Source organism: Paenibacillus sp. FSL H3-0321, assembly GCF_038002865.1.
GTDB lineage: Bacteria > Bacillota > Bacilli > Paenibacillales > Paenibacillaceae > Paenibacillus_AQ.
In genome coordinates this window covers 1,224,083-1,249,562 of record NZ_JBBODH010000001.1, presented here as the reverse complement: position 1 = coordinate 1,249,562, position 25,480 = coordinate 1,224,083, and the positions used below count along the sequence as shown (strand labels likewise).

Below are 25,480 nucleotides of genomic sequence, written 5' to 3'. Positions count from 1 at the left end.
CGAAGATGACAAATTCTAAGAATGAGCCCGGAATTCCAGGCAAGAAACCGGTCAAATTATCCGGGCCAGAACAAGTCGCTCAATTTCTGAGCGGTCTTGAACATCCTTTTAAGCGTGAAATCGAAGAAGTCCGCAATATTATTCTGGGCGTAAATGACCAGATCACAGAACATATCAAATGGAAAGCGCCGAGTTTTTGTTTCAATGGGGAGGACCGTATAACCTTTAACCTGCACGGTAAGGGGTTTTTTCGGCTTGTTTTTCATACTGGGGCAAAGGTACAAGAGCATGCAGTCAAAGGGAACCTCTTCGATGATCCCACCGGATTACTCGAATGGGTTGCCGCTGACCGGGCGATTGTGACAATTACGGATATGGAGGATGTGGAGGGCAAGCAAGAGAAGCTGGCGGAAGTCGTCGCGCAATGGATTAAAGGGACTGCAGATGGACATACCGGGGGTCCGTGCTGAACATCTGAGCGGAAAAAGCGTCAATATAAATATACTGGATAAAAATTGAAGGTAGGAGTTGTTTATATGCGCTATATTGCGATGTTTATTTGCTCACGATGACTATGTGGGTACCGGGGCGGATCTGCTGGTTCTGGATAAGAAGGGGAATAAGGTCTTTTCGAAGGAAAATGCGGCCTCAATGTCACATAGCGATGGCTTCTTGTTCGTTTATCCTCTCACTTGGGAGGACAATTCCGTTCTTATTCTCCCAGCAGACAGTGAAGAGAGTAATCCGCTCGGCAGGATATCTTTGGACATCCGGAGCAGCAAGTCCTCGATCGTCCAGGCTGCTCGGATGGATGCCGGATGGAACGCTGGCTTGGGCGGATACGGCAAGTCCAGCCTATACATTCTGAGAATGGCGGGGCCTTTTCAGGAGATATCGGGCATGTGACAACAATGTCACATGCCTCTTCACTTTGTTCGGCGAATCGCAGGAAAAAGAAAAACATCCCGCTTATGATAGAACTATAGAAAAGGAGTGGGTGGAACATGATCATTATGCAGGCTAATAAAATTTACAAAACCTACGGAAAAAAATTCAATAAACAAGAGGTCTTGAAAGGCATTGACCTTCAAGTAAATAAAGGCGAGTTTGTCGGCATTATGGGGGCGTCCGGTTCAGGGAAAACGACACTGCTGAACGTGCTGTCCTCCATTGACCGCGTAAGCCAGGGAACGATCGAAATCGAAGGCAAGGAATTTACGGGCATGAAGGAAAAACAGCTGGCTGAATTCCGCAAGCATCATCTCGGATTTATTTTTCAGGAATATAACCTGCTGGATACGCTGACGGTCAAAGAAAATGTGCTGCTGCCGCTGTCCATCACAGGTATTTCCAAGAAAGATGCCCATCAGAAGTTCGAACAGGTAGCGGGTGAACTGGGGATCTACGAGTTGAAGGATAAGTACCCCTCGGAAATATCCGGCGGGCAGAAGCAGCGGACATCGGCGGCAAGGGCGTTTGTGCATGATCCGAGCATCATTTTTGCAGATGAGCCTACGGGGGCGCTGGATTCCAAGTCGGCCTCCGACCTGCTGAACAAGCTTTCTGACATGAACAGCAAACGCCAGGCGACCATCGTCATGGTTACGCATGATCCTGTGGCGGCCAGCTATTGCAGCCGGGTGGTGTTTATACGTGACGGGCAAATTTATACGCAGCTGAACAAAGGTGATGAGTCCCGGCAGTCCTTCTTCAACGACATTATCAAGACACAGGGCGTATTGGGCGGTGTTCAGCAATGAGCCTGAATTATATCGTTCTGCGCAATCTGAAAAAAAATATTAAAAATTATTATCTTTACGTCTTTGCCTTGATCTTTGGTGTGGCGTTGTATTTTTCCTTTGTGACCCTTAAATATGATCCGGCCATGGACGAAGTCAAAGGTTCGGTAAAGGGTGGGGCAGCTATCGGCACCTCTTCTGTGCTGCTAGTGGTCATTGTTGCGATTTTCCTGCTCTATGCCAATACGATTTTCATTAAACGGCGCAGCCGGGAGATCGGCTTGTTCCAGCTGATAGGACTCACCAAGGGTAAAATCTTCAAACTGCTCAGTGCGGAGAACCTGATTCTGTATTTCGGTTCCATGATCATCGGAATTGGTGCGGGATTTGTGATGTCACGGCTGATATTGATGATTTTGTTCAAAATCCTTGAAGTGGATGAATTGGCCAAGCTGCGTTTCTCCACGCAGGCGCTGCTGCAGACCGTAATCGTTTTTGCCGCGATATACCTGCTGATTATGATCATGAACTACGTGTTCATTAAAGGGCAAAGCATCCTTTCCCTGTTCAGGGTCACTTCCACGACTCAGGAGCGGATTAAAAAAATGTCGCTGTGGGAGATTATCATGGGTTTGCTAGGCATCGGATTTGTTGCGGGGGGGTATTATCTGTCGACCCAGCTTTTCGGCGGAAAGTTCAATGCCATGAACGAATTAATGATCATCATGATCTTGGTTCTCGGCTTAGTCATTGTCGGCACCTACCTCTTCTATAAAGGTTCGGTCAGCTTTGTATTTAACGCGATCCGCAAGAGCAAAAAGGGTTACCTGTCCATCAACGAGGTACTGTCGCTCTCATCGATCATGTTCCGGATGAAATCGAACGCGCTGCTCTTGACGATCATCACGACGGTTTCTGCACTGGCCATCGGGTTGTTGTCTTTAAGCTATATCTCCTATTATTCGGCGGAAGCGACAGCCAAAGAAAGTTCCCCGCATGATTTTGGCTTTGCCCGGACCGAGGCGAAGGAGAAGTTTATTCAAGCGCTCAATAAGGAGCAGATCAAGTACAAGGAAATTGATATCTATCCGGTTGGTGTGGATGTAGATGCCACTCAAATTATGGACGTGTCACCGTTCACAGCCTCCGAGGACCGCATCCTATCCACCTCTGTTGTTAGTGACATCAGCATCGAAGGTGTAGAATTGGAACCCGGTGAGACCCGTCTCATGGGCTACAGCAGTGCTCTGGAAAAATTAATAACACTGAAAGAGACCGGAGAGGTTGGCTTCCTGACTTCAAGCGGGACGATTAAGCAGCAGCTGAGCGGTGTATCCAAACAGCCTACCCTGCCTGTCTATTATGCCTCCGGCTCCGGAGTATTCGTGGTGGATGAGTCCGTTTATCAGGAACTGGTTAAAGTGCTCGACCCCAAACTGCAAAAAAAGAAAGAAGTAGCGAATTATTATGGGATTGAAATTACCGACCGGTCGAAATTGGACACCGCGAATCAAATTTACGAGAACCAAGCTCCGCAGGAGCCAAGCTTTTCCCAGCATAAGTACGAAATGAACCAGCGGAGTAATATGGGGATGATTATGTTCATCGTCGGGTTTCTGGGCCTGACCTTCCTCATTACCTCAGGCTGTATTCTTTACTTCAAGCAGATGGATGAAGGCGAGGAGGAAAAAGGCGGCTATACCATCCTGCGTAAACTGGGTTTTACCCAGAGCGACCTTCTGCACGGCATCCAATTCAAGCAGTTGTTCAATTTCGGCATTCCGCTGGTCATCGGCCTGAGCCATAGCTACTTTGCTGTCAAATCAGGCTGGTTCTTCTTCGGTACTGAAATGCTTACACCGATGATCCTGGTCATGCTGTTCTATACAGTACTGTATTCGGTCTTCGGCTTCCTGTCGGTACTCTTTTACAAGAGAGTGATCCGTGAATCGTTATAGAAATTACAGCAGTCTGCCTTTCCGGCAGGCTGTTTTTTTTGTTTTTAGGGCGATGTAATTTTATGCCAATGAACATCAGACTGGATGCAGTTATACTGGTGTGAGGATTGCTCACTCCGGTATAAGCCTGAAACGGCGGGGTCAAAATAACCCGGACTGGCGGACCTGCAGTCTCCGGTATGCTAGTTGAAAGCAGTTTGTGTAGACGATAATTGTTTATTTGTCAGGTATTCATACATAAAAAACAAACGATTTGGAGTGGAAAATGGTTTATTGTACGATTTTATAGTTTCGTGTAATACTAAGTGACATCGAAGGCGCTGTTGACTAACGAACAGCACTGGAAGATAGGTTTTCTGACATCGAAAGGGGAAAGGTGATGAGAGAATGACAAAAAGATGGTCTAAGAAGTTGGCAAGTCCGGCTATGGGGGTTATGTTGGCCTCCGCAATGCTGTTATCCGCATGTTCTTCCAAGGAGGACAATACAAGCGGAAATGCCGGTGCGGCTTCCTCAGCGCCTGCTACATTAAAGGTAGAAGTGTTCGACCGCGGGAATACACCTTCCGGCTATACGATCTCAGACAGTTATTTAACGAGACTTGTACAAGAGCGGTTCGGCAAGCCGAACAATATTAATGTAGAGTTTGTCCCAGTCCCCCGTTCGGAAGAAATCCAGAAGCTGAATGTATTAATGGCCAGTAAAAGCGAAGTGCCAGACATTGTCTTTACCTATGATTCGGGAACGTTCAACCGATATGCGGAGCAGGGCGGGCTTACAGACCTTACAGAACTGATCGATCAATATGCACCCAACCTCAAAGAGTTTCTGGGCGAGGATACTTTAGCCTACGGACAATATAAGGGTCAGCAATTTGCTCTGCCGGGCAGAAGACTTGTACTTGGCAAGTACGCCGGATATATCCGACAGGACTGGCTGGACAAGCTGGGGCTGCCGGTGCCGCAGACTACAGAAGAGCTGTACACCACTCTGAAAGCCTTCAAGGATAAAGATCCGGGTGGAACCGGTGGGAAAGTCATTCCATTCGGTGTGAGTCTCGCTGCCGCACAAGTTGAGCCGCTGATCTGGTCATTCATCGAGCCGCTCACTGATGAGCAACGCTACACTCTGACCCAGCAGCTGGGGTCCAGCGATTACCCGACCCTGCTTCCAGGCTTCAAAGATGCGCTGAAATTTATGAATAAACTATATAATGAAGGCCTGATGAGCAAGGATTTCGGGCTGGACAAGGATAAGAAGCAACTGTGGCAGAATTTGCAGAACGGCCAGATTGGTTTCTATACGGAAGATGCGGGAGAGCCGTACTTCACCTGGAATGATTTCTATGAGAATTTGCAGAGTAATGTTCCAGGTGCTTCGATGACGCCGGTGGATGTATTCACTAATGCTGAAGGTAAACATGCCAAGCCGGCTTATGCCCCTAACGCTATGTATGTCATGATCCCGAAATCCAGCAGCAATGCTGTAGCTGCACTGAAATATTTGGACTGGATGGCTTCGGGAACAAACCTGTTCGATGTTCAGTTCGGTGTGGAGAATGAAAACTACACATTGGTTGATGGTGTGCCGGTGGTTAAGGCGGATGCAACTCAGGAAGTGACGGATCGGCTGTATAACTTTGGCGACATCGCGATCATTGTAAACGGCAAATTCGCCGGTGACGATGCTAAGAATGAAGCGGCATACATCGCCCAGACACCTGAGAAATTCCAGGCAGACATGCGCAAATCCGTAGAAATCTCCAATGTCGATAAAATTCAGCCGGTGCGCTTTGATCATCCCATTGAGGCGGAAGCGAAATATGGAACAACACTGGCCGATAAGTTCCAGGAAATCATTGTCAAGCTGACGATGATCAAGCCGGAGCAATTCGACAGCACTTATGATTCTATGATTAAAGATTACATGTCCAGTGGAGGGCAGGCTATTCAGGATGAACGTACCGCAGCTTACAAAGAAATGACTTCTAAATAAAAGCAACAGATGACGGCTTGCTCTGGTGGAAGGGGCGGGAAAAGTCTCGTCTCTTCCACCTGCCGGCCGTACACAGAGAAGGAGGGTGAAGGCAGTGAAGAACACCGTTTATCTACGCAGAAACTGGCAACTATACGCTCTGCTTGTCCTGCCGGTCATTTACTTCCTGATTTTTAAATATGGCCCGATGTACGGCGTGCAGATTGCCTTTAAAGAATTCAACTTTTTCCAGGGCATCGGCGGCAGCGAATGGGTCGGACTGGACATTTTCCGCGAAGTATTTCATAACAATGATTTCTACAAGGCGCTGCGCAACACGCTGCTGCTTAATCTGCTGGATCTGATCGTCTCTTTTCCGGCTCCGTTAATTTTGGCCATTTTGCTCTATGAGCTGCGGATTGGCTGGTTCAAAAAGCTTGCCCAGACCATCCTTTATATTCCCCATTTCATTTCGTGGGTGATTATCGGCGGGATTGTGCTGCAGGTATTCGGCACCGAATCGGGGTTCATTAATAATGTGGTTACCGGGCTGGGGCTGGAGGCCATTCCATTTCTCTCGGACAAAAATTACTGGCTGATTACTTATTTGCTGGTCGGCGTATGGCAGAGCGCGGGCTGGGGAACCATCCTGTACCTGGCGGCATTGACCGGGATCAACAAGGAATTGTTTGAAGCTGCCGAGGTGGACGGTGCGGGACGGTTCAAGAAAATCCTGCATATCTCCTTGCCGGGTATCAAAACAACCATTGCCACACTGCTCATTATCAACCTGGGAAATATGATCTCCATCGGCTTTGACCGTCCGTTTATCGTCGGCAATGTGGCCGTCCGGGATTACTCCGAGGTGCTGAGCACCTTTGTTTACCGCGTGGGTATTGAATCGGGACAAATTTCGCTGGCTACAGCTGTAGGGTTGTTCCAGGCACTGGTAGGACTTGTTTTCCTGCTCGGTGCAAACTATACATCCAAGAAACTGGCGGATGAGAGCATACTTTAGACCTGACCGGACGAAATAGAGACTAAGGGGGAAAATAGAATGAGCGAGCGCGCATCCAACCGGATATTTGATGTCCTTAATGTCCTGATTATTGTTGCTGTAATCCTGCTGTGCCTAATGCCTTTTATTCATATTGTAGCCATTTCTTTAAGCTCTAGCCGCCCGATTATGTCGGGGCTGGTGACCTTTTTCCCAAAGGAATTTAATGTTGAAGCGTATACCAAGGTCTTCTCTGATATGTCCATGATCCGCTCCCTGGGTTTCACGATCATCCTGACTATTCTGGCTACAGTGCTGTCTATGGCCATGACAATAGCTGTTGCGTACTCCTTGTCTAAAAAGGATCTGCGAGGACGAAAATGGTTCATGCTGATTATCGTAATTACCATGTTCTTCAGCGGGGGGATCATTCCGGATTATATCCTGGTGCGGAATCTCCATCTCCTCGATACGATTTGGGCGTTGGTACTGCCCGGATTAATCAGTCCCTTCTATATGATCATTCTGATCTCCTTCCTGAACAGCATTCCCAAAAGCTTGGAGGAGGCGGCAGAAATTGATGGTACTACTCACCTGGGCACCCTGTTCCGCATTATCCTTCCACTGTCGCTGCCGTCGCTTGCTACTCTTAGCCTGTTCTATGCCGTGGGCCGCTGGAACGGCTTCCAGGATGCTCTAATGTATATCAACAGACCTGATTTATATCCGCTGCAATTGAAGCTGTATCAGATGATACAGAACAATCAGGTAAGCGAGCTGATGCAGCAGGAGGGTCTCGGCATGGCCCAACTGATGCCTGAGAGCTTGAAGGCGGCCAGTGTTATTTTCTCCACCGTTCCGATTCTGATCGTATACCCGTTCCTGCAGCGCTTTTTTATCAGCGGCATGATGGTGGGTGCGGTCAAGGGCTAAGCTGAAAAGGAGGAGGAATAATGACCCGGACAATGATGGAGAGGTTTACGGATAGGCAGCGCCACCTGCTGCTTCAGTCCGTGACGCTGATGGATTCGCTCTATGACGAAGGGATGGGGCTGCTCAGAGATGAAGAACAGAATGACCGGCATAATACACGCAGCAGTGCCCACTATGCGCTTGGGCTGCTTCTCAGAAGCGGCACCGGTGATGTCCAGCGGGCCTGCAGCTTGCTGGACCGGGTGATGGATTTACAGTTTAATTGCCCGGATGAGATCTATCACGGCACGTTCCGCGTTTCACCCCAGGCGGCTCTGCCTCCTGCAGGCAATTATGCGTGGAAGACATTCGCACCCGGCTTTGCCTTTTTCCTGAGTGAGACTACAGAGAAGATCGGAAAGCAGCTTAGCCTGAATCTTTCCCGGGAAGCGGGTCAGGCGCTGCCGGGACTGGATGATCGGGCGATTAGAAAGTGCCTGCAAGCCTCGGTGGATGACGTTATCCCTCCGGTGTGGAAGAGTTATGATCCCAATTGGCGGGAGTTTATTGCCAGCACTTTTGCAGTAATCCTGGATCAATTTGCAAATGTACTGCCTGGCGGACTGGTTCAGCGAATGGATGAATCTATGCGCATAGCGGTCTCGGCTTCAATCGACAGGCGTTTATCTGATGCAATACCAATGAATTCCAATATCGAGCTGATGCATATATTTATTGTTCATTACTATGGATACCGGTTGGAGAATACAGCATGGATAGCCCATGGAGACAGGGAAGCGGTGAAGTTCCTGGCTGCTTTTGAGGAGTTCGGGTCCTTTGCGGAATTCAATACAACTACCTATTACGGTGTGGATCTTACAGTGCTGGGAATGTGGAGAGTCTATGGACGTTCAATGACATTCAAGACAATAGGCCATACCCTTGAGCGGGGACTTTGGGAGAATATTGCGTTATTCTATAATCCGGTTCTGGAGAATCTGTCCGGTCCGTTCTCCCGTGCCTATGAAATGGAGATGACAGGTCACAGCTCTATCGGTGTCTTTCTGTACCTGGCACTGGGAGAAGGATATGAACATTTGGCCGGGGTCAACTGTGAGACGAGCCATGATCCGCTCATCGCATTGGTTGGTGCAGACATCCCTGCGGAGCTGATGTCGCAGTTTATGGCGCATGGGGGAGACCGCAGAGTGGAGAAGCAGTTCCGTGAGCTCTGCGAAAGAGACAAGCCTGACGAGAACCGCAATCTTTGTACTGCATCGGCATGGATTGAGCAGAACCGGATGATCGGCGCGATGTCGGGGAGCCGCAATACGAACGGGCAGATGCATCCGGCAACCATTCACTGGAAAACTCCGGACGGAGTCCCTTATTATTTGCGCTTAATCCGCAGGGAGAAGGGCAAAAGCTGGAACTCCCATTTGCGTGGGATGACCTTTGAAGCGGCAGTGGAAAAGGATCTGCTGGCGGTTGAGGTCCGGCTGGAAACGGAGCTTGAGATTGAGGTGGTATTTGAAATTAGCGGCTCCGGATTGTCCGCTGCCCAAATTACCCCTCAGCACTGGACATTCCCGGGTTTGTCCTGCAAGGTGGCTGCTGAAGCACCAAAGCCATTCGTGATACGGCATGAGCAGGAGAAGCTTCTGGAGATTGTTTATGTGTACCATCCGGCAGAAGGGAAACAGAGCATGAGCTTTACGCTTGGGATCGACCCAATTTTTTGATAGAGGAAGGCCTGTGCAGATAGACCTCAAGCAAATGGCGGGGTCTATCTTTTTTCTAAATGGATAAGAAAAGGGGGGCGAAGTGAATGGCAGCACAGGAATTGACCGGTTATCAGGCGGGAATTGATGTTGGCGGCACGAAGACTATGTTCTGCATTACGGGTGCAAACGGCGATATTCTCTTGCTGGAGCGCAGAAGCACAGCTGCCCATGGCTCGCCCGGGCTTTTTTTTGACTGGCTGTTTGTTGAACTGAAGCATCTGCTGCAAGGGATTTCGCTAACCCTGAAGCAGTTGGAAGGGATCGGTATTGGATTCCCGGGGGTGATTGGTGACACAGAAGGCCAGTTGAGCCAGGCTCCGGCTCTGCCCTGGCCGGTGGCGGATATCCGGCCGGATATCCGCCGTTATTATGAAGGGCGGCTGTATCTGGACAACGATGTTAATCTGGCACTGCTTGGAGAATGCTGGAAAGGTGCCGCTGCGGGAAAAAAACATGTGCTGATGGTGACGGTCGGTACAGGCATCGGAAGTGCGATGCTGCTGAATGGCCGGCTATATAAGGGAGCGAATAATGCAGCGGGCGAAGCCGGGTATATGGTCGTTGATGTCGGGCTTGCCCGCAGCAGGGGCTCCGCTTCAGGAGCTGACTTCGGGCCGCTCGAAGCTGTTGCGTCAGGCAGCGGCATCACGGCACTGGCCAGAGCCCGCTTTGCCGATCCTGCGGCCCTGCCTGCTTCGCGGATTCTGACGCTTGCCGGGGGCAAGCCCGAGGAGATAGAAACCCGGCATGTGCTGCAAGCAGCGGCGGAGGGGGATTACGCCGCGCTGGAGATCATGGACAAGCCTCTGGAGCATCTGGCGGCAGGGATTGCCAGCGCTGTGGTGCTGCTGAATCCGCAGCTTGTCGTACTTGGAGGCGGTGTTGCTGCTTCCGGTGATTATTATATGAATGAAATTCGCAACCGGGTAAATGCCTATCTGCCGTATCCGGTTGACCTGGAAGCGGCAAAGCTGGGCAACACGGCTGGTGCGGTTGGAGCGGTAGCAGCCGCTGCAAATATCTTGTGGTAAAGGAAGAATGCACCATGGAGAATACGGCGATAATACCATTGGAAGCCAGAACGGAACTGCTTAAGCTCCGCTTATTATATTTGTTGACCGGACTGGCTGGCGGTCTGTTTAATCCTTATTTGACCACCCTGTTTGTACACCAGGGTATCGGAGCCAATCTTGTCGGTGTGCTAATGTCGATAGGCACCCTTCTGTCTATCATCGTACAGCCGGTTTGGGGCCTTTTGGTTGACCGGTACCGCCAGACGAAGCTGGTGCTGCTGCTCAGTATATGCGTACCGGCTAGCCTGTCCTTTTTCTACGGATTCAAATATGTTGCGGTGATTATTATGGCCTATTTCCTATCCATTATCTTTCAGTCTACACAAAGCCCGGTCGCCGACTCCTATGCGGTTTCCGCAGCACAAAAAGGCCGTACTTCCTATGGGACGATCCGCAGCCTGGGCAGTCTGGGTACAGCGCTGGGCGGTTATGCCGGCGGGCTCTATCTGTCGAGATTCGGGATATCCCAGCTATGGATGCCGTTTCTTGCTTTAAGTCTTGCGGGGGCGGCTACGGTTCTGACATTGTCACGCAGTACCGAAAGGAATGCTTCTGCGATTTCACTTACACAAGGGATCAGGGAGCTGCTGGGGAACCGTCTGTTTCTGATGTTTCTGGTGGCCTGCTTTTTTGTGAACCAGACGCTTACTGCGTATAATTCATTTTTTGTCCTGGCCTTTCAGGATGCCGGAGGCAGCTATTCTCTGGTCGGCACTGCGCTATTGCTCGCCTCGTTGACGAACATTCCTTCCATGCTGCTCGCGGCCAGAATTCTCAGGAGCATCGGCCATGAACGCACCCTGCTGCTGGCTGCGTTTTTCTACGCGCTGCGCTGGGGCATTCAGTGGCTGTTTCCTGTACCGGCGGTCATGGTTGGCATTCAAGTACTGCACGGTTTATCCTTCGGGCTGTTCTATGTTGCGGCTGTTGAATATGTGGCCCAGGCCTCCGGCAAAAAAATGCAGGCGACAGGTCAAAGTGTGTTCAATATGGTATTTTCAGGTCTTGGGGGAATCGTCGGGAATCTGTTGAACGGCTATTTGTTTTATTCCGGAGGCGCGCAGATGATGTATTTGGCTTGTACGGTTAGTGCACTTATCGGCGCAGGCATGTTATATTGGATAAACCGAAAATCGAAATTGTCATCTTGAGTTTTATGTCAGACATCAGGCGGCATTTCTCGGATTCCATTCAAGAGGGGCGGGGAGTACATATGAAGCGGAACTGGTCGAGCAGAATGATGTTCTCCTATTTCCCGATCTTTTTGCTGACCGTGTCGATCCTGATCTTTCTTTCCTTTCTGATTGTAGGTGAACTTTCACGCAGCGAAACCAATAAGGCCAACCGGATCTCTACTGGATATGTAGTGGACACCTTGCAGAATGCTTTAAGTGAGGTGGAGCTATCCGTGCTTCAGGAGATGGAGACCAACCACGGCTACAGCGATTTTCTGAGCGGGCTGAGCGACGAAGGTGACCGTACCCGCCTGTACAGTTCCGTGAAAGACATGAGGGGAGTACTTTACCGCAACCAACTGATCGATTCCATCTATATCTATCGTAAATGGGACGAAAAAGTGCTGACCCTGAACGGTCTGGTGGACAGGGATGTTTTTGCAGACCGTGATTATTTGAATCAGGCTCTGACGGGCAGCAATGAACGGAACTGGAGCGATGTCCGTCCCCTCCGGCTCTTCAACTCCGACCAAACGGTGCAGGTCATCAGTATGTCCAGGCAGCTGCCGCTGCCATTCGGGGCGGAAGGTATGATTGTTGTGAACCTGAGCATGTACCGGATCGAACGTATGATTGATGATATGACGGGCGGCCAGGTATCCTTCATGCGGGTGGTGGATGATCAGGGGGACTTAATCTATGCCGCTCACCGGGAGAATGATATTCCGGAGGGCAGTGTGCTTACCCGAATCCGTTCCGACAATGTAGGCTGGACCTTTGAGAGCGGAATCCGCGCAGGCGAGCTTTTCGCCTGGATGTCCGTCGTTTCTTACCTCTGGATTATCATCGGTGTTCTGACCGTTGTTCTGGGAACACTCTATATTCTGTATATCACCCGCAAAAACTACCGGCCGATCAAAGCAATGATGAACCGGATTCAAGCACTGCAGTTCCGGGAGGAAAGTCTCGACAGCACTTCACGGAATGAGCTTGTGCTGATTGATCAGGCGCTGGAAACGCTGATTAATCAAACGATGGACTATCAAAAGCAGCATGATGAGAACCTGCTGGTGCAGCGGCGTCAGCTTTTTTTGGATTTAATCGAAGGCGAACGCGTCGCTTTCCTGGAGGACAAGCTGGAGCGGTTTAAACCCTTCGCCGTAGGGGCCGTGCAATTCGCCTATATTGCCGCTGAAATTAATCAATACGATGATTTTCGCCAGAAATATCCGGCTAAGGAGCAGAATATGCTCAAACTGACGCTCATGAATCTGTTCCAGGAGCTTGCGGGCGATGAAGGCTTGCAGGGTTGGGCAGAATGGGTGAGCGGCAACCGGATTGGGCTGATGATTGGCTGCAGCGAGGATTTGAGTGCGGACAAAAACATGCTTAGAATACTGGCAGAAAGATGTCTGAGATGGGTGAGTGATAACTTGGGGCTGTCGCTGACGTTCGCTGTGGGACCGGTTGTAGATGGATTGGATGCTATTTCAAAATCCTGCACGGTGGCGGAGACAGCCCTGCAGCATAAGTTGTCACTCGGCAGAGATATGGTCGTGCTGAGTGACAGCCTTCCGGACCGGTCGACGCTGCAATCTTACAAGTTTTTGCAGATGCTGGGCGAAATCGTGCGGGAATTCCGGATTGCAGATGAGAACTGGCGGCGGCGGGTGGATGAGCTGTTTGTCTGGTTCAGCGAGGATCAGGTCAAGGATGAAGATATCCATATGCTGCTGCACACGCTGATTCAAATGCTGGACCGTGAGCTGGGTCAACTGTCGGACAGCCTACGCAGAATTTTCGGAGAACCCAGCCTGCAGGGATATTATAGTGAAATTGAGGCGCAGACCACTCTGACGCAGGTTCAAACCGTAATGCTGAAGTGGCTCGCTGAAATTTACCGGATTTATGTATCAGTGAATGAATCCAAAAGCTACCGGGCGATGATCAGCGAAATGAAGATATATATTGAGGAGAATTTTGAGAATCCCGATTTATCTCTTAAGCATCTGAGCGACCGGTTTCAAATCTCGGGCAAATATGCCAGTCACCTGTTCAAGGAAGAATTTAATATGAAATTCGTAGACTTCCTGACGCAGCTCCGGATGCAGCGGGCGGAATATTTGCTCGCGACAACAAGTGATAATTTACAGGATATTGCCCAAAAGCTCGGCTATACCAGCTCCATTACCTTTGGACGGGTGTTCAAACGGGTTGTCGGTGTCACACCAGGCGATTACCGCAAACATCGAATGAAGCCGGGAGCGCAGGAGAGCAACAACTAGATAGATTGAAAAAGAGGGGTTCCAAGCCAGAAATGGCTGGAGACCCTCTTTTGCATGGACTTAATATTTTCCCGGGGAAAATGAACTCTTAGGCTTGCTCTTCAGCTGGTTATGATTACTTATATGAGGCAAGTATCGAAACTTCCCAAATAACGGAAGCGTATGTATATATAAAGCTATGTTTAATTGGAGGATAACTGCTATGCCAAATGAGGCGAAAAGGTTCTTTAAGCTGTTTGCCAAGAATATTAAGGAATCAACAGGTCCCGGTTATTATCAGGCCAATGGAATTTATGTCACATGTGTTCATTGCCAATATGATAAATTCGAGCATGGATACGCGCAGCTGAATACAGCTTTCTTAAGTTTTTTGAACCTTGATTTTGCCAACCGTTCCGCGAACACCTTAACTTGTCACCGTTGTGGTTATATTCATTGGTTTAACAAGGATATTAAAAGAATGAGGTGAAGGTATGGACCCGGTAGAGGTATATAAAGGCAGACGTCCTGCGGAGCTTATGATGACTATATCGCTATGTGTGTCGATGGGAATTGCGATCTTTTCAATGCTCTATTTATCGGAAGAAGGGAGCTTTTCACTTTATTTCGCGTATGTTTGGAGTATCTTCTGTCTTACCATCATAGGGGTTTTGCTGCAACGTGTTTTCACAGCCAGGCAGATTATGAATATTGAGCTGAAACCTGGTGCAATCATGTTAAAAGATTTGACCATTGAAGCCGAGAAAACCAAAGCTGTGTATATTAAAGGGTATTTCAAGCCCGTAGTCGGAATTAAACCGAATGGAAATGTTTTTGTACCGTATAAGTCCTGTTTCTCCTTTGCGGAAAAAGAAGACCAGGGGATGAAAGCGCTGAAGGCATGGGCAGAAAAGCATCAGATTGAAGTATTCCATAAAAGCTTTAAGAGATGGCTATAAACTTGACTACAAGGTACATAAGAGCTTACAAAGGCACTAACCCGCGTTAGTGCCTTTTTTGTATGCTGATTTTTAATAATGACATTAATCACAGTTAGTAGATAGGAATTATAGTAGTATTATTTCAATTAACTTACATGGATATGTAAGTGTATTTCAAGGGGGAGAGAGATGACGGAAATTTACAGGGTGGATTCTGTCTGGCAGCTAGCAGGCGTCTATGAAGTAAGAACTCGAACCTTTGTGAACGGCCAGGGAATTCCCAAAGAATTAGAGTTCGATGAAGTGTATGGGGAGAGGTACTGTTATCTCTTGCTGGAGGAGAACCAAACTGCGGTTGCCACAGCTCGCATTAATTTAACCCAAGAAGAGTATGCCAAGATTGACAGGGTAGGGGTAATTCCGGAATTTCAGAACAAGGGGTATGGCCGGATTCTCATAGATGCTGCGGAGAACTGGATCAGAGAACTTGGCATTCACAAGATTGTGATTACAAGTCAACAACAAGCGGTAGGTTTCTATGAGAGCTTAGGCTATATCGCAAGGCCAGAAATCATCATAAAGTCCGCGATCCCCATTGTGTATACAGAAAAAGAAATCAGTTGAAGAGAGGAAGGACATTATGGCCCAAGAAAATACAATCCTCGATACACATATTGTGAACCACGAGGATGCCAATGAAATTACTAAGGATGGGGCCTTTAACCGCCAGAAAAACCGCTTTACTACTCCTTTTGGCGAGGGACCGGGCGAGCTGCCCGCTGAGGCAGGACGTTATCGCTTGCTGTGGGCAAGAATTTGCCCCTGGGCGCATCGCGCTGTAATTGTACGTGAATTGCTGGGCTTGCAGGAGGTCATAAGCCTGGGGACTGCGAGTCCTGTACGAACGGAGAACGGCTGGGAATTCTCATTGGATGAAGGCGGCGTTGATCCACTGCTGGGCATCCGTTACTTGCCTGAAATTTATGCGGAGACCGATCCGGAATACAGCGGCAGAGCAACGGTGCCTGCTGTAGTGGATGTAACTACGAGAAAGGTAGTCAATAATGATTACTTCAGATTAACCAATTACTTCGAAACTGCCTTTAAGCCATTTCATAAAGCGGGGGCGCCTGATCTATATCCGGAAGCATTAAGAACCGGCATTGATGCGCTGAATGACATTCTTTTTCATGAAGTGAACAACGGGGTGTACAAAGCCGGCTTTGCCAAATCCCAGCAGGCTTATGAACAAGCGTATGATGTCCTGTTCGCCAGACTGGATCAATTGGAAGAAAGACTTTCAACCCGGCGGTACTTGTTGGGAGATCAAATTACCGACGCAGATGTCCGGCTCTATGTGACACTGGCGCGGTTTGATGTGGCTTATTACTCTGTGTTCCGGACGAACCGCAACCGGATCGTTGACTTTCCGAACCTTTGGAATTATGCCAAGGATTTGTATCAGACACCGGGCTTCGGGGACACCACAGATTTTGAAGCTATAAAAAGAGGTTATCAGCTTGGAAATCATGCAGAAAATCCATATCAAATTCTGGGCAAAGGTCCTGATGTGTCGATTTGGAATGAATCCCATGACCGAAACAGATTTCAATAAGCGAAAGAGGAGGGAAACGTGGATGACAAGCAAGCTTGCGGAAATTGAACAAACAGGCGCCTTTAAACGGCAGGGCAACCAATTCACGACTCCGTTTGGCAGCGGTGAAGGGGAACTCCCTGTAGAAGCGGGCCGTTACCGGATATTGTGGGCTCCAGTCTGCCCTTGGGCGCACCGTTCCGTTATTGTGAGGAAGCTGCTTGGACTTGAAAATGCCATAAGTGTTGGCACTGCGGACCCGCTGCGGCCAATCATAGATCGGGTGGACTGGGCATTTACACTGGATGAAGAGAATGTGGACCCGGTCTTGGGAATTCACTATATCAGTGAAGTGTATTTCAATAGTGATCCTGAATACACAGGCAGACCTACGGTTCCGGCTGTAGTCGATATTGCCTCCAAGAAGGTGGTCAATAACGACTACCATGAATTGACTTACTACTTGGAGACCGCCTGGAAACCACTTCATAAAGAGGGTGCACCGGATTTATTCCCGGAAGTGCTGCAGCCCGAGATCCGTGAGCTGAACGAACGTATTTTCCACGGCATCAATAATGGGGTATATAAAGCGGGGTTTGCCCGTTCTCAGGAAGCCTACGAGCAGGCATTTGACGGTGTATTTCAATTACTGGATGAGCTGGAGGTGCGGCTGGCGGCGCAGCGATATTTATTCGGCAATCAATTAACCGATGCAGATGTCCGCTTGTATGTAACGCTGGCCCGGTTTGATATTGCTTATAACACAGCTTTCAGAGTAAACCGCAATCGTCTGGTTGAATTTCCGAACTTATGGGGATATGCCCGGGATTTATACCAAACTCCCGGCTTTGGTGACACTACTGATTTTGAAGCCATTAAAAAGCATTATCATTTATCCATCACCAATGACCCTAACCGCACATTCTCCAAAATCCTGCCCAAAGGACCAGATCTGACCGGCTGGCATACGGAGCACGGGAGAGCCCAAAAGTTTGAGCTGTAAAACAATAAATAATAGATGGCGAGGGAAAGTAGATGACCCAAAAAACGAATGTACGCATAAGACCGAAGGAAACGGAGCATGAAATCGATGACAAGGGATTTTTTGTCCGTCAGAAAAACCACTTCACTACCCCCTTTGGAGAGGGAGAAGGCAAGCTGCCTGTTGAAGCCGGACGTTACCGTCTGATCTGGGCGAAAGGCTGCCATTGGTCCAACCGTGCCTCAATCGTAAGAGAATTACTCGGTTTAGAAGACGTGATCAGCATTAATCTGGTGGGACACGGAAAACATGAAGTGAATCTCGGGTGGGAATTTGTCTACGATGACAATAATACCGACCCCGTATTAGGTGAGCAGTTCCTAAGTACCTTATACGCAAACGGTGATCCCGAATATAAAGGAAGACCTACGGTTCCCGCGGTAGTTGACATTACAACCCAAAAAGTTGTGAATAACGATTACGTCTGGCTGACGAATTACTTGGAGAATGAATTTGCCCCCTTCCACAAAGAAGGTGCGCCGGATTTGTATCCTGCAGAATTAAGAACAGAAATTGATAAGTACAACGATTACTTGTTCGATAATGTCAATAACGGCGTGTATAAGGCCATGTTCGCGCAATCACTGGAAGCCTATAACGATGCTTTCAATCATCTGTATGCGGCGTTTGATGCTATCGAGGAGAGACTAGAGTCCAGACGATTTTTATTCGGGGACTATGTTACAGATTCAGATGTCCGCTTATTTGTAACCTTGGCCCGTTTTGATACCTACTATTTCAAGAACCTGGGCCCGATCCGGAACCGGATTGTCGATTTCAAGAATATATGGGGATATGCCCGTGATTTATATCAAATTCCGGCCTTTAAGAACAATACGTATTTGCGGGACTTGGCTAAATCGAATGGCAACAAGGAAACCATCTTTATTGATTATAATACACGGTTTTGGAATGAGATTGATTTTGACGGGCTGTGGTCAGAACCGCAGAACAGACAAGACAAAAGTGCTGATCCGCAGAATAAATTCAGAGCACAAAAATAAAGCATATTAATAAGGTTGAAATATAGGGGGAAATGAAGATGACAACATGGAGAAAATTAGGACTCGGTTTGGCGTCAATCGTATTATTAGCCGGAGTGGCCGGCTGCGGCAACGGAAAAGATAACTCTTCGGCGAATGCTGCAGGCGCAAATGCTGCTAACAAGGAAAAAACGACAATCAATATAGCTACAGGCGGTGCGCCGAAACCCTTCTCATATGTAAATGATGATAATGAGATTGACGGTTACGATATTCAGATCGTGAAAGCTATCTTTGAAGGATTGCCCCAATACGAGATTAATATTGAGAAAACCGAGTTCCCTTCGATCTTTGCCGGACTGGACTCGGACCGCTATCAGATTGGCGCCAACAATTTTGCCAGCAATGCGGAGCGAAAAGAAAAATACATTTATTCGGACCCGATCTTTAAAAATCAGTTTGTGATCGCCGTAGCAGAAGACCGGGACGATATTAAATCCTTTGCGGATCTGGAAGGCAAGAAGACCTCCGTAAGCCCAAGTGTGAATTATACCGTCGCTCTGGAGAAATACAACAAGGAACACGCGAAAACGCCGGTCGTTCTGAACTACACAGACACTGAGCTTGCCGTAACCCTGCAAAATGTGGAGAGCGGCGCAGATGATTTCAACTTAATTGATGCAGCGATGCTGCAGCTGTATATTAAGGAATTTGGCCTGAAGCTGAAAGCCATCCCGTTGTCACAGGAAGATACGGACCGGATTGGCGTTCCTTACAGCTACCTGATACTCAGTAAAGGCAAGAACAGCGAACAATTGACGAAGGATGTAAACAGCCGCATCCAAGCTTTGATCAAGGACGGCACCATCTCCAAAATCAGCGAAAAATACTTAAATGGCGATTTTGCACCAGAACTTCAATAAAGGACGTACCCATGCCGAATATATTTGATATTGAGCTCGTATTTACGCTGATTCCGAAGCTGCTTAAATATTTGCCTGTGACGATTGAACTGACGCTTATATCCATGCTGGTAGGGCTTCTTCTGGGGCTCCTGCTGGCCATTATCAAGATTAAAAGAATACCCGGACTGTATCAAATTAGTGTGGTGTTCATCTCGTTCATCCGCGGGACACCGATCCTCATTCAGTTATATTTATCGTACGCAGGAATTCCGCTGATTCTGAAATATTACAATTACTATCATGATACAAGCTACAATGTGAATTCGATTTCTTCTATATTTTATGTACTGCTTGCCTTATCGTTAAATGAAGCTGCGTACAACTCTGAGATTATCCGGGCGGCCTTATTGTCTGTGGATAAAGGACAGACTGAAGCCGCGCAATCGCTAGGCATGACGTATGGCCAGGTGCTGAGACGGATCATTATTCCGGAGGCTTTTATCGTTGCCCTTCCCACGTTAGGCAATGCCCTGATTGGACTGATGAAAGGCACTTCTCTGGCGTTCGTCTGCTCGGTCGTTGAGATCACAGCCCAATCACGGATACTGGCCGGTAACAATCTCCGGTTTTTTGAATCCTATTGCTCGCTGGCTTTAATTTATTGGGCAATGACGATCCTGATTGAACAGGCGATTGCGCTGCTCGAGAAACGTCTGGACATCGACTACAAGAGCCTGCGGCGCAGAAAAGGAGATGTGATCCTTGATTGAGATTAACGGACTCACCAAATCATTTCATAAAAGTATCGTCCTCGATCACATTAACTTAACGATTGCCAAAGGAGATGTCGTCGCAGTAATTGGTTCTTCAGGCGCAGGGAAATCTACGTTGTTAAGATCCATTAATCTTCTGGAGGTACCGGATGAAGGTACGGTTAAGATCGATGATCTCAAGGTGGATATGGCTAAGAAATCCAAAAAAGAAGTGATTGAGCTTAGAAAAAGCACGGCAATGGTATTCCAGCAGTTTAATCTTTTCCGCCAAAAGACGGCGCTTGAAAATGTCATGGAAGGATTAACAGTTGTGAAGAAGGTTCCCAAAGAGGAAGCACGGAAAATCGCCGAACAACATCTTGCCAAAGTTGGACTCTCTGACCGGGTGCATCATTATCCCAAGCAATTATCCGGCGGGCAGCAGCAGCGGGTAGCGATTGCCCGGGCGCTCGCGATGATGCCCAAAATCCTGCTGTTTGACGAGCCAACCTCCGCACTCGATCCGGAGCTGGTCGGCGAAGTGCTGGACACGATCAAAAAGGCGGCGGAAGAAGGCAACACGATGCTGCTGGTGTCACATGAGATGAACTTTGTACGCAAAGTAGCTACAAGAGTGCTATTTCTGGATCAAGGTATCATCGTGGAGGACGGAACGCCGGAGGAAGTATTTTCACATCCGAAATCCGACAGAACCAAGCAATTTCTTGCCAATTACTACCGTGACCAGGAACCGGAATTTGCGATTTAAGAAGAGGGATTTAAGATGACCTATACTTTTCAAAAAGATAGAGGGAATATCGATTGGACCCAGGTAACCGGGTTATTGAATGGTTTTGGCTTAACGGATTTCACACCCGCGCAGACACAAACTGCCTTTGAGAACAGTGCTGTCAATGTATTTGTATTGGCTGGCGGCAAGGTTATCGGCTGTGGCAGAGCGTTGTCTGACGGCATTTCGCAAGCGGCAGTGTATAACATTGCAGTGGATGAAGCCTACCATCATAGGGGCTTGGGCAAGCAAATCATTGCTGCGATTCTGGAAGAAACAGCAGGCTGCAACGTCGTGCTGTATACCCATCCCAATACGGTTTCCTGGTACGAGGAACAAGGGTTTCGAAGAATGAAGACGGGCATGGCGATGTATCATCCCTCCCATATTGAGCAGCTGATCAAGATGGATTTTATTTGATGAATAGTTTCAGACAGAAGCTGTAAGTATAGCCTGAAGTCGTCTTAGCATAGCGCTGGGACGATTTCAGGCTTTTTATTTCTTCCGCCTGCACCCTACCCGTGCAGCTCATCGTCCACTGAAGTAGTTCCGTGGCATAACTCCGGGAACGATCCCGCAATAACAATGGAATCCTCGTAGCCGAGGTTGCCGGAATGGGATACAAGAATCGGATATTCCAGAGCATCCCTTTCCATGCGCATATTCCAAATGTAATGATTGCCGCTTCCGTCCATCGCAAAGGGCACCGCTCCCGGCATATACTCCGGGAACTCATAGGCCAGAAGCATGGGTCTTAATTCAGCCGCGCTAAAAAACTGAAAGTAGCGTTCCCCGTTCACAAACTCCCCGCCATTGGAATAACACAGAAAGTCCAGATAACTTGCAGGCAGCGCTTTGTGCGGGATGGACCATAAGCCGGGGTCAAACGGAGCGTACTGCGCATGCAGCGGATGGGCAACCGGGAAGGGATTGCGCTGCCGGCTGATGATTTCGTCGATTTCCGGCTCCGTCAGCGGTTTGTGCCAGCTCTGTATAAATTGCTCCAGCTCTGCTTCCGTTAGGCCAGGCTGCTTCTGATAACTGATTCCGAATACGTTGTCCCATTCCATGAACGATTCCCCCTTGTCCGGTCTACCGGATGATGTCAGAATACGTTAAGATTAATAGAGTAGTAGAGCCAATGCAAATTACGTTTCCAGAGAAGGAACTGGAATTGGCCATAATTGTAGCTGGAGGTAACCTAAGTGGATGACTCAAACATCAAAGTACTCGTAATAGAAGATGATGCCGATATCAATCGCCTGCTGTGCCGCATGCTTACGGGCGAAGGACTTACTGCCGTCTCTGCATTTTCGGGAAGTGAAGCGTCGCTTCGGCTGTCGCTTGAAGCCTACCAGCTGGTGCTGATGGACTTGATGCTGCCGGGAATGCCTGGAGAAACGTTGATTCCGCAAATCCGGGAACAATCCACGGTTCCGATCATTGTCATTTCTGCAAAAAGCACACTGGAGGACAAGGTGGGGCTGCTTCGTTTAGGTGCGGATGATTATATTACCAAGCCCTTTGATCAGGAAGAAGTTATGGCTAGAGTGGAGGCACAGCTTCGACGTCTACAATACGTGCATGCGGTGAATCCTGGCGAAGAAATTATCCGTGTACGTGAACTGATTATGGACAAGCAGCGGCGTGAAGTGACCTTGAACAGCGAATTACTGACTTTAACCAAATACGAATTCGAAATTCTGGCGCTGCTCCTGTCCAAGCCTGATAAGATTTTCTCGAAAAGTGAGATCTACCGGAATATCTGGCAAGGGACGTATCTTGGAGACGACAACACCATTAATGTACATATCAGCAACCTGCGGGCCAAAATCGCCGCGGTTACCGAAGAGGAATATATCCGCACGGTTTGGGGTATCGGGTTCAAAATAATGTTGCCTTAACTTCTTTAAGGTTTCTTAAGGTTTTGCTTAAAGCTTATTAAGGGTGACCTGGATACAATTGAATTATCAAATTGCAAGGGAGTCATTACGATGATGCATTGTATACTGGAGATTGAGGGGCTAAGTAAAACCTACCGGGAATCACACGCACTCCAGAATATCCACCTGAACATTGCTGCAGGTGATATTTGCGCAGTAATTGGTAAAAATGGCGCTGGTAAAACTACCTTATTCAAATGTATTACCGAACAGGTCTTTCCGACGGCTGGCAAAATCACTTTGTATGGAAAAAGTGAAGCTGCCGAGGTTAGGCAGGAACGCCGGAAAATAGGTGCGCTCATTGAAGAGCCTGCATTTTTCCCGGACTTTACGGCCAGGCAGAACCTGGAATATTACCGCCAGCAGCGGGGCATCGCAGGCAAAACCTCTATCGATCAAGCCCTTAAGGGAGTGAAGCTTCTTACTACCGGCAAGAAGAAATTTAAGGCGTTTTCCCTCGGGATGAAGCAGCGGCTGGGACTGGCGCTTGCCCTGATGACCCATCCGACATTTCTGCTTCTGGATGAACCTACTAATGGTTTGGATCCGGAAGGGAAGGCGGAGATCCGTCAGCTTATTCAGACCTTGAATGAGGAAAAAAAGGTGACGATCTTAATCTCAAGTCATGTGTTATCTGAATTACAGAGCGTGGCTACCCGGTATGTTTTTATGGATCAGGGACGGATTGTTGAGCAGCTGACGGCAGAGGAACTGCTGAACAAAACCAGAAAAACCGTCGAGCTGGTTGTGAATGACAGCGGTAAAGCCGCTCCGATTCTGGAAAAGCACTTCCCGGACATCCCTTATCGAATCCTGCCGGATCATCACATTCAGCTGTTTGGCGGTATGGACAAGACCGATCAAATTAACCGGGTACTCTATAGTCAGGGTATCGGTGTATTTTCGATAAATGTCACGGGAGGAGACCTGGAAGAATACTACCTGAGTCTGCTGGGAGGTGAACGTGATGCTTAATCTGATGAAAAGCGAGCAGTATCGTTTCGTCCGGACCCGAAACTATTATTTATCCGGCTTGCTCTATATCCTGCTAATGGTTGGCGCGGCTGTCACCCTGTATGCCTTTCAGCAGTCAGAGCCTAATTTCCCCTACGGGAATGAACGATTCTTCTACCGCAATGTCCTAAGCATGATGTCGGTTGTGTTCGTATTGCTCTTCATCTTTCCGCTGATCGTTATGGGCGACAATAAGAATGTGCTTAAGAATACGGTAGCTTATGGCTACAGCAGGCAAACCATCTATACAGCCAAACTGCTGATTACAATGGCAGGGTTCTTCTTGTTCGCTCTTGTACTGGTGGGAGTGTCCTTGCTTCTGGGAACTACCCTGATGGTTCGCAATGTTGATCATGCACTCACGGAATATATGAGGATGCTGGTTAACATGCTGCCCCTCATGATTGCAGGAATCACAACCTACTACTGTCTTGCTGCCATCATGAAGAAAAATGCACAGCTGCTCATCGCCTACCTGCTCATCTATTTCCTGCCACATTATATTCTGGGTTACCTCCAAGGCAGATTTACATGGGCAGCGTGGCTGCATAGTCATGGACCCGCTTATTATTTGCTCAATGCCTATGAAGATATGGGCTATGCAGCCTGGGAACCGTGGGCAGTGGGGGCGGTCTATACGCTGGTCTTTTATACGCTAGGGCTATATCTGTTCAAGAAAGAAGAGTTCTGACTATAGGTCCAGGAGGGGATAAGGAACATGCATCTAGCTCTCGTCATAACGGCTGCCTTAACGGCTGCTTTGTTTCTTATTCCCTATATACTGCAGCGGCGGAGCATTATGCAAGTACGAAAACAGCTGGCAGAAGTAGACCATCCTCCCACGCAGCACCTGAACGTAAAGCTGCCTTTGCCGGGACGTGAGATGGAGCAGCTGGTGGTTGCCATTAACCGGCAGCTCGATCAGCGCAGGAAAGAACAAGTGACCCATCAATCGAGAGAGCTTGCAATCAAGCAGGAAATCGCCAACATTTCTCACGATTTGCGGACACCTCTTACTTCAATGCAAGGCTACGCCAATCTGCTGAAGGACCCGGCAATCCCAATAGCGGAGCGGCAGGAGTACCTGGACATTATTCTGCATAAAATGACGGTGATGAACAACATTGTGGAGTCGTTCTATGAATTGTCCAGTCTGGAGTCCGGGGACTATCCTATGGATATGCAGCCCCTCTATCTGTACAGCTTGTTGAGCGAAGTAATTCTCGCGTTCCATACGGACCTTGTGCAGAAGAACATTGAAGTTCAGCTGAACTTGGATGAAGCGGTGCGGACGATCTGGCTGGATGAGAAAGCCATGATCCGAATTTTCTCCAATGTGCTGCAGAACGTGCTTAGGTATGCCAAAAACCGGCTTACAATTTCTTTATTTACAGAGGATCACAAAGTAATGATTATTTTTGCGAATGACACCGATCATATCCACGAACAGGATCTTCCCAAGCTGTTCGAGCGAACCTATACCAGTGATCACTCCAGAGCAAGCGGCCAACTGGGCCTCGGCTTGTCCATCGTGAAACAACTGGTAGAGAAGCAGGGGGGGAGCCTTGGCGCCGCACTTGAAGATGGGGAGTTTCAATTGGTTCTTACGTTTGGAGAATGACAGAAAGGGAGCCGCACCC

Annotated in this window: 26 protein-coding genes; 25 read left to right on the top strand and 1 reads right to left on the bottom strand. The window is 48.4% G+C overall.

Features of this window, described 5'->3' with window-relative positions:
* Positions 1 to 5: 5 nt before the first annotated feature.
* The 21 genes from MHI45_RS05480 (at position 6) to MHI45_RS05380 (ending at position 21,303) form a co-directional block, all read left to right on the top strand.
* Positions 6 to 470 carry a DUF1801 domain-containing protein gene (locus tag MHI45_RS05480; protein ID WP_076112438.1) on the top strand — a complete coding sequence of 155 codons (465 nt, stop codon included), beginning with the start codon at positions 6 to 8 and terminating at the stop codon, positions 468 to 470.
* Positions 471 to 651: 181 nt separating this feature from the next.
* Positions 652 to 906, top strand: coding sequence for a hypothetical protein (locus MHI45_RS05475; RefSeq protein WP_179091798.1), 255 nt, complete (start codon positions 652 to 654; stop codon positions 904 to 906).
* A 98-nt stretch (positions 907 to 1,004) separates the two neighbouring features.
* Positions 1,005 to 1,760, top strand: coding sequence for an ABC transporter ATP-binding protein (locus MHI45_RS05470; protein WP_038594028.1), 756 nt, complete (start codon positions 1,005 to 1,007; stop codon positions 1,758 to 1,760).
* On the top strand, positions 1,757 to 3,697 hold the full coding sequence (locus tag MHI45_RS05465; protein WP_076112440.1) for an FtsX-like permease family protein: 1,941 nt from the start codon (positions 1,757 to 1,759) through the stop codon (positions 3,695 to 3,697). Before MHI45_RS05470 ends, MHI45_RS05465 begins: the two co-directional genes overlap by 4 nt.
* Positions 3,698 to 4,084: 387 nt before the next feature.
* Entirely contained in the window at positions 4,085 to 5,692 is a 1,608-nt protein-coding gene (locus MHI45_RS05460; protein WP_052092172.1) for an extracellular solute-binding protein, read from the top strand.
* A 94-nt stretch (positions 5,693 to 5,786) separates the two neighbouring features.
* Positions 5,787 to 6,689 carry an ABC transporter permease gene (locus MHI45_RS05455; protein WP_076112441.1) on the top strand — a complete coding sequence of 301 codons (903 nt, stop codon included), beginning with the start codon at positions 5,787 to 5,789 and terminating at the stop codon, positions 6,687 to 6,689.
* 39 nt (positions 6,690 to 6,728) lie between these two features.
* Positions 6,729 to 7,601 (top strand): carbohydrate ABC transporter permease, encoded by an 873-nt coding sequence (locus MHI45_RS05450; RefSeq protein ID WP_076112442.1) that lies wholly within the window; start codon positions 6,729 to 6,731, stop codon positions 7,599 to 7,601.
* A gap of 20 nt (positions 7,602 to 7,621) precedes the next feature.
* Positions 7,622 to 9,322 carry a hypothetical protein gene (locus MHI45_RS05445; RefSeq protein WP_076112443.1) on the top strand — a complete coding sequence of 567 codons (1,701 nt, stop codon included), beginning with the start codon at positions 7,622 to 7,624 and terminating at the stop codon, positions 9,320 to 9,322.
* An 86-nt stretch (positions 9,323 to 9,408) separates the two neighbouring features.
* Positions 9,409 to 10,395: an ROK family protein gene (locus MHI45_RS05440; protein WP_076112444.1), complete on the top strand. Its 987-nt coding sequence runs from the start codon at positions 9,409 to 9,411 to the stop codon at positions 10,393 to 10,395.
* 14 nt (positions 10,396 to 10,409) lie between these two features.
* Complete coding sequence (locus tag MHI45_RS05435) at positions 10,410 to 11,588, top strand: MFS transporter (protein ID WP_038594011.1); 1,179 nt, start codon at positions 10,410 to 10,412, stop codon at positions 11,586 to 11,588.
* Entirely contained in the window at positions 11,555 to 13,897 is a 2,343-nt protein-coding gene (locus tag MHI45_RS05430) for a helix-turn-helix domain-containing protein (RefSeq protein WP_256718181.1), read from the top strand. The genes MHI45_RS05435 and MHI45_RS05430 overlap by 34 nt, the downstream gene beginning before the upstream one ends.
* Before the next feature lie 202 nt (positions 13,898 to 14,099).
* Complete coding sequence (locus MHI45_RS05425) at positions 14,100 to 14,366, top strand: zinc ribbon domain-containing protein (protein WP_052092171.1); 267 nt, start codon at positions 14,100 to 14,102, stop codon at positions 14,364 to 14,366.
* A gap of 76 nt (positions 14,367 to 14,442) precedes the next feature.
* The gene (locus MHI45_RS05420) at positions 14,443 to 14,835 is read left to right on the top strand and encodes a hypothetical protein (protein WP_341118917.1); all 393 of its coding nucleotides are present in this window, start codon (positions 14,443 to 14,445) and stop codon (positions 14,833 to 14,835) included.
* A gap of 171 nt (positions 14,836 to 15,006) precedes the next feature.
* The gene (locus MHI45_RS05415) at positions 15,007 to 15,441 is read left to right on the top strand and encodes a GNAT family N-acetyltransferase (RefSeq protein WP_076112447.1); all 435 of its coding nucleotides are present in this window, start codon (positions 15,007 to 15,009) and stop codon (positions 15,439 to 15,441) included.
* A gap of 16 nt (positions 15,442 to 15,457) precedes the next feature.
* Positions 15,458 to 16,432, top strand: a complete 975-nt coding sequence (locus tag MHI45_RS05410) for a glutathione S-transferase family protein (RefSeq protein WP_076112448.1) — start codon at positions 15,458 to 15,460, stop codon at positions 16,430 to 16,432.
* 22 nt (positions 16,433 to 16,454) lie between these two features.
* Positions 16,455 to 17,414 (top strand): glutathione S-transferase family protein, encoded by a 960-nt coding sequence (locus MHI45_RS05405; RefSeq protein ID WP_076112449.1) that lies wholly within the window; start codon positions 16,455 to 16,457, stop codon positions 17,412 to 17,414.
* Positions 17,415 to 17,446: 32 nt separating this feature from the next.
* Positions 17,447 to 18,457, top strand: coding sequence for a glutathione S-transferase C-terminal domain-containing protein (locus MHI45_RS05400; RefSeq protein ID WP_076112450.1), 1,011 nt, complete (start codon positions 17,447 to 17,449; stop codon positions 18,455 to 18,457).
* 38 nt (positions 18,458 to 18,495) lie between these two features.
* Complete coding sequence (locus tag MHI45_RS05395) at positions 18,496 to 19,359, top strand: transporter substrate-binding domain-containing protein (RefSeq protein WP_179091799.1); 864 nt, start codon at positions 18,496 to 18,498, stop codon at positions 19,357 to 19,359.
* 11 nt (positions 19,360 to 19,370) lie between these two features.
* Positions 19,371 to 20,111 (top strand): amino acid ABC transporter permease, encoded by a 741-nt coding sequence (locus tag MHI45_RS05390; RefSeq protein ID WP_076112451.1) that lies wholly within the window; start codon positions 19,371 to 19,373, stop codon positions 20,109 to 20,111.
* Complete coding sequence (locus tag MHI45_RS05385) at positions 20,104 to 20,862, top strand: amino acid ABC transporter ATP-binding protein (protein ID WP_076112452.1); 759 nt, start codon at positions 20,104 to 20,106, stop codon at positions 20,860 to 20,862. The genes MHI45_RS05390 and MHI45_RS05385 overlap by 8 nt, the downstream gene beginning before the upstream one ends.
* Before the next feature lie 15 nt (positions 20,863 to 20,877).
* Complete coding sequence (locus MHI45_RS05380; protein WP_076112453.1) at positions 20,878 to 21,303, top strand: GNAT family N-acetyltransferase; 426 nt, start codon at positions 20,878 to 20,880, stop codon at positions 21,301 to 21,303.
* 95 nt (positions 21,304 to 21,398) lie between these two features.
* Here the strand turns inward: MHI45_RS05380 and MHI45_RS05375 are convergent, their stop codons facing one another.
* Positions 21,399 to 21,953 (bottom strand): SMI1/KNR4 family protein, encoded by a 555-nt coding sequence (locus MHI45_RS05375; protein WP_076112454.1) that lies wholly within the window; start codon positions 21,951 to 21,953, stop codon positions 21,399 to 21,401.
* 135 nt (positions 21,954 to 22,088) lie between these two features.
* Between MHI45_RS05375 and MHI45_RS05370 the strand changes: the two genes are divergently transcribed.
* From MHI45_RS05370 to MHI45_RS05355, 4 genes are all read left to right on the top strand, one after another.
* On the top strand, positions 22,089 to 22,787 hold the full coding sequence (locus MHI45_RS05370; RefSeq protein ID WP_076112455.1) for a response regulator transcription factor: 699 nt from the start codon (positions 22,089 to 22,091) through the stop codon (positions 22,785 to 22,787).
* Positions 22,788 to 22,877: 90 nt separating this feature from the next.
* Positions 22,878 to 23,801, top strand: coding sequence for an ABC transporter ATP-binding protein (locus MHI45_RS05365; RefSeq protein ID WP_076112456.1), 924 nt, complete (start codon positions 22,878 to 22,880; stop codon positions 23,799 to 23,801).
* Entirely contained in the window at positions 23,794 to 24,531 is a 738-nt protein-coding gene (locus MHI45_RS05360) for a hypothetical protein (RefSeq protein ID WP_076112457.1), read from the top strand. The genes MHI45_RS05365 and MHI45_RS05360 overlap by 8 nt, the downstream gene beginning before the upstream one ends.
* Positions 24,532 to 24,558: 27 nt before the next feature.
* The gene (locus tag MHI45_RS05355; protein ID WP_076112458.1) at positions 24,559 to 25,461 is read left to right on the top strand and encodes a sensor histidine kinase; all 903 of its coding nucleotides are present in this window, start codon (positions 24,559 to 24,561) and stop codon (positions 25,459 to 25,461) included.
* Positions 25,462 to 25,480 lie beyond the last annotated feature (19 nt).